Source organism: Mesorhizobium sp. M7A.F.Ca.CA.002.04.1.1 (assembly GCF_004022805.1).
Taxonomy (GTDB): domain Bacteria; phylum Pseudomonadota; class Alphaproteobacteria; order Rhizobiales; family Rhizobiaceae; genus Mesorhizobium; species Mesorhizobium ciceri.
In genome coordinates, this window is sequence record NZ_RZPL01000723.1 from 1 (window position 1) to 2,808 (window position 2,808).

Sequence of the window (2,808 nt, forward strand, 5' to 3'; positions counted from 1 at the left end):
CATGGCCTTTACGACGGCAAGTTCGACGGCAAGCATGACCACGGCCAGGACGAGCACCGGCATGCGACGAACAAGCCCTGCGATGCGCGCAGCCGAAGCCAATCGTTTCCTCCGTCCCTTGGCGCAGTCCTGCCGAAAAACCGCATCGGTTTCTCGGCAAATGCCGCCCAACCAGATTGCTACAGTGTCCTTTGCGCGCCTGGAAGGCCGCGCGGCACCGCAGGCGGCTCTATTTCTGCCGGAGCCACTTCAGCACTTCCATGCTCGGATAGCCGTCCTGGGTCAAGCCGGCCTTGGCCTGGAAGGCCATGATGGCAGTCTTCGAGCCGTCGCCGATCTTGCCGTCGAACTTGCCGTCGTAAAGGCCATGCTGGGAAAGCCGCTTCTGCAGCTCCTGTCTTTCCTCGAAAGTAAGCTTGGTGAAAGGCCGCTTCCAGTCCTGCACCAGACCGCTCGAGCCGGCGATTTCGTCGGCAAGAAGGCCGACGGCCAGCGCATATTTGTCGGCGTTGTTGTAGGCCTTGATGACCGTGAAATTCTTGATCATCAGGAAGGCCGGCCCGCTGCGGCCGTCCGGCACCTTCAGCGTCGCCTTGTCGGAGCCGTTCTTGAACGGCTTGCCGTTGGCCCTGGCGACGCCGAGCGCCTGCCACTGCGACAGCGTCTTGGAACCGCCGGGAAGTTTTCCGGCTGGCAAGGCGACCTCATAGCCCCAGGTCTTGCCGGCCTGCCAGCCATTCTTCTTCAACAAATTGGCTGATGTCGCCAGCGCATCGGGGATCGAATTCCAGATGTCTCGCTTGCCATTGCCGTCCATGTCCACGGCATAGTGCAGATAGCTGGTCGGGATGAACTGGGTGTGGCCCATGGCGCCGGCCCAGGATCCGCTCAGATGGCTTTCGTCGATGTCGCCGGTCTGCAGGATCTTCAGCGCGGCGATCAGCTGTGTGCGGGCGAATTTCGCCCGCTTCGGATCGGCGTAGGCCAAGGTCGCCAGCGAGCGCACGACGTTGCGCATGATGTCGTCGCGCTTGAGGATCTCGCCATAATTCGATTCCATCGACCAGATGGCCAGCAGGATGTAACGGTCGACGCCGAACCTGGCCTCGATCCGATCCAGCCACGGCTTCCATTTCCTGGCCATCTGCTGGCCGACGGCGACGGACTGATCATGGACGCGGTTGTCGAAATAGTCCCAGGCAGGGGCCGTGAATTCAGGCTGCGTGCGCGCCTTTTCCAGCACCACGGGATCGATATCCCTGATGTTCCTGAAGGCCTGGTCGTATAGGGCGCCGGAAACGCCGCTCTGCACGGCGGTGGCGCGGAAGCCGGCGACCCATTGCCGGAAACCGGCATCGGCGAAAGCGGGGCCAGGCATCAGCAGAGCGAGCGATAGGCTGGCTGCCGCCATGACGCTGGTAAAAATTTTTGCGGCATTGCGAACGGACATCTTTTCCTCCTTCTCTGTCTCAGGAAAGACCATTCATCGCCGAACCAGGTTAGGAATTAGTTTACCATAGGTGCCACCGGGAACGAAAAGACGCTTCGAAGCTTTACCGGTGGACGCTCCCCTCAGTTTCCCAGTAATCCCCAATTCCGGCGTGAAAATGTCTTGAAACGGGGATTGCGGAGCTGGCCCTCAAACGGATAATTGAAAGCATGAAGAGAGTTCGCAAGGCAGTCTTCCCGGTCGCCGGCCTCGGCACACGGTTTCTTCCGGCCACCAAGGCTGTCCCCAAGGAAATGCTGACCGTCGTCGACCGGCCGGTGATCCAGTATGTGGTGGATGAGGCGCGCGAGGCCGGCATCGAGCATTTCATCTTCGTCACCGGTCGCAACAAGGCCGTCATCGAGGACCATTTCGACATCCAGTTCGAACTCTATGACACGCTGGCCCAGCGCGGCAAGGACGACCAGCTCGCCCGCCTGCAGCGGCTGCAGCCGGCGCCGGGGCAGACCAGTTTCACACGCCAGCAGGTGCCGATGGGACTTGGCCACGCCGTCTGGTGCGCCCGCGAGCTCGTCGGCGACGAGCCCTTCGCGCTTTTGTTGCCCGACATGATCATGCAGTCGGAGAAGAGCTGCACGAAGGCAATGGTCGAGCTCTACGAGGAGACCGGCAACAACATCATCGCGGTGCAGGAATGCGATCCCGCCGAAACCCACAAATACGGCATCGTCGGCCGCGGCGAGGACACGCATCACGGCTTCCGTATCACCGAGATGGTGGAAAAGCCGAAGGCCGGCACCGCGCCGTCCAACCTCTACATCAACGGCCGCTACATCCTGCAGCCGGAGATCTTCAAGATCCTAGAAGGTCAGGAAAAAGGCGCCGGCAACGAGATCCAGCTCACCGACGCCATGCTGAAGCTGGAAAAGCAGCAGCCTTTCTACGGCTACCACTATCGAGGCCGCACGTTCGACTGCGGATCGCCGGAGGGTTTTGTCGAGGCCAATGTCGCCTTCGCGCTGTGGCGCAGCGACATGAACGAGAACATGGCGGGCGTCATCCGCACGCTTCTCGACGAGCTGAAGCCGTCAGAGCGCCGTGGTGCTGCGTTTTAAACATCCTAGCGAGCGGCCGGATGTCGTTGGTGCGGCCGTTCAGCGCTGCACCTTGACGCCGAGGAAGATGCTGTTGGCGGTGTAGTCCCGGCCCGGCAGGTTGCTGGTCAGTTTCTCGCTCCTCACTCTTGTGGTCAGGCCGGCGTAGCGGTTCAGCCACCAGGTCAGGCCGGCCTCGGCGCTCAACACCCTGTCATGGCCGTCGATGCCGATGTAATCACGCCAGTCGAGACCCAGAGCCGC

Annotated in this window: 3 protein-coding genes; 1 reads left to right on the forward strand and 2 read right to left on the reverse strand. The window is 61.5% G+C overall.

The window, feature by feature from the left end; genetic code table 11:
• Nucleotides 1-229: 229 nt before the first annotated feature.
• Entirely contained in the window at nt 230-1,450 is a 1,221-nt protein-coding gene (locus ENZ75_RS27390) for a lytic murein transglycosylase (RefSeq protein WP_013529721.1), read from the reverse strand.
• A gap of 209 nt (nt 1,451-1,659) precedes the next feature.
• On the opposite strand from ENZ75_RS27390, the gene galU reads away from it, so the two are divergent.
• A complete protein-coding gene (gene galU / locus ENZ75_RS27395; protein ID WP_013529722.1) occupies nt 1,660-2,565 on the forward strand; it encodes a UTP--glucose-1-phosphate uridylyltransferase GalU in 906 nt (301 codons plus the stop codon).
• A gap of 39 nt (nt 2,566-2,604) precedes the next feature.
• Here galU and ENZ75_RS27400 read toward each other — a convergent pair.
• Nucleotides 2,605-2,808: outer membrane beta-barrel protein (locus ENZ75_RS27400; protein WP_164888041.1), on the reverse strand; the 204-nt coding region annotated here is incomplete at its 5' end.